Annotated in this window: 1 protein-coding gene; it reads right to left on the bottom strand. The window is 45.2% G+C overall.

Features of this window, described 5'->3' with window-relative positions; all coding sequences use genetic code 11:
- Positions 1 to 194 precede the first annotated feature (194 nt).
- Positions 195 to 2,099, bottom strand: coding sequence for an ABC transporter ATP-binding protein (locus JGK39_RS26020; RefSeq protein WP_293262708.1), 1,905 nt, complete (start codon positions 2,097 to 2,099; stop codon positions 195 to 197).
- Positions 2,100 to 2,323: the final 224 nt, after the last annotated feature.

Below are 2,323 nucleotides of genomic sequence, written 5' to 3'. Positions count from 1 at the left end.
AAACCCGGTTTCTCGCCACTCACCTAATCCCAGAAACCGGGTTTCTGCCGATATTTTTCGTACTCAACCGAAATTGTCGCAGAAACCCGGTTTCTCGCCGCAGTGATTGGGTGGGGGCGGGTTTATCAAGATTGTTGGTGAGAGTTAGATATGGTTTGTGAACCCGCCCCTACGGGAATTCTGTTTATTTAACTCTAAATGTAACTGCTGGCTTGGCGGGTGAACATGGAACAGTAAATTCCGTTTGATGCTATCAATTCGTCGTGAGTTCCTATTTCTACTATTTTACCATTTTCCATCACGGCGATGCGATCGGCAATTTTGGCCAATCCCAACCTGTGGCTGATGACTATGGTTGTTTTCCCGGCGGCAATTTGGCGGAAGATGCTGTAAATTTCGTGTTCTGTCTTGGGGTCGAGGGCGGCGGTTGGTTCGTCAAAAATTAGGACTTCGGCTGTAGAAAGCCGCATTAAGGCGCGGGCGATCGCAATTCTTTGCCACTGTCCCCCCGATAAGTCGATGCCGTCTTCTAATTGTTTCCCCAAGGGTGTCTCTAAACCTTTCTCTAAACTGTTGACTTTAGCGGCAATTCCTGCTTCCGAAATAGCTTCGTTAATGGCGGTGTCATCTGACAGGGAAAGCAAGTCGCCGAAACCGACGTTTTCTCGCACAGTCGAGGGGAAACGGGCGTAATCTTGCATGACATACGCGATGCGCGATCGCACGTATGCTAGAGGGTACGATCGCAAATCTTGACCGTTCCAGGCGATCGTACCTTCAGTTGGATCGTACAGTCTGCCGAGGAGTTTGCCAAGGGTGGTTTTACCCGCACCATTTTCACCCACTAGCACTAGCATTTCACCCGGATTAACCGTTAAATTGATATCTTCAACGGTGCTTTTAGTGCTACCGGGATAGCAAAAAGATAAATCCTTAATTTCGATACCAATTTTATCTGTTGTGGGGCGGGCATCTTGCCCGCCATCTGATACTTGATTTGTGGCACGGGCATCTTGCCCGTAATCTTCTAAACTAGGCAAGCGAGACGCCACATTCACCAGCGGAGACTGCAACTCGGGTTTGAGATCCAAAAGTTGAAAAATCGGACTGACGCCGAGGGAAATATCGTACAAATTAGTGTAATTCCCAATCAGTAATTGCAAACTCGTCTCTACTTGGACAATCAAACCAGAATACAGCGCCAAATCTCCCAAAGTATAGCGCCCTCCCAAAGCTCCCACGACCACATAAACAAAGGGCAAGGCTACACCGATTCTACTAAATATCGACCACAAAAGTACAACAATTGCTCCTTTTTTTCGCACTTGCTGCATCTCGCTAAAAAACTGCAAAAACTGACCCTGCCAGCGTTTGAGCCAAAGTTCCTGCAACCCAAACAAACGCAATTCTTTAGCATATTCTTCGCCGGTCAACACCGTAGCGGATAAGTTCATCTCGCGAGTGATTTTAGCTTGTTTTTTTTGAACTCTCCAGATAATTTTGAGATATTTTCTTTCAATGTGAATTGAGGGTAGTGATGAAACCACGATCGCCACGGGAACCCACCAAGCTATTGATGCAGCCAGGCCGATCGAGGGAATGAAGATACAAATTCCCGTGATTGTCATGCTGATGGTGAATGCTAATTGCTGTACTTGTTTTACTCCGGTTTTTGCAAGTTCTAATATATTTAATAGTTCCGGATTTTCAAAGAGGGCGATATCGTCGAAATTGGCGACTTTTTCGAGAACTTTTCCTTCAACTCCGCCTTGAACTCTATCGCGCAAAGATGTTGCTGCAAAACTACTCATGGTTTCGATAGAATCGCTGACTAACTTGAGAGTTAAGACTCCGACAATACTCCACAGCAAGATTGGGTGGGAAAGCATCAAAGCTAAGGGCTGTGCTGTTCGGGTTTGCGACAGCAACCGAGATACTTCATCAATGATTAATTTATCTAAAAATAGGACGCCAGATGGGGCTGCACCGCGAATGATGTTGAGTATGATTAAATTGCGGAGTTCTAGTGGTGCGGCTTTGATTATCAGGCCCAGGCTGCGCTGCAAAGCTTGAAATGTGGTAATTTGAAGAAGCTGCATTAGTTGTGGTTGCGGATAACTGTTAACTTAATTCTTCAATAATTGTTGCTATGGGTAGAAATAGCGATAATTCTAGATGTACACACAAATTATATCATGTCCGCCTAAATCAAGATTAAAGGTTCGTAGTGAGGACTTTAGTCCTTCTTAAAAGGAAGAGGACTGAAGTCCTGACTACAAACAATTAGGTTGGTAGTGAGGACTTTAGTCCTTCTTAAAAGGAA

The organism is Microcoleus sp. PH2017_12_PCY_D_A, assembly GCF_020738565.1.
In the GTDB taxonomy this organism is placed as follows: Bacteria; Cyanobacteriota; Cyanobacteriia; order Cyanobacteriales; family Microcoleaceae; genus Microcoleus.
Note: the sequence above shows the minus strand (reverse complement) of the source record. Positions and strands in the feature narration are given on the sequence as shown.

Excerpts from the sequence above, each read along its gene's own strand:
- JGK39_RS26020 (WP_293262708.1), bottom strand. The coding sequence starts at position 2,099 with ATGCAGCTTCTTCAAATTACCACATTTCAAGCTTTGCAGCGCAGCCTG.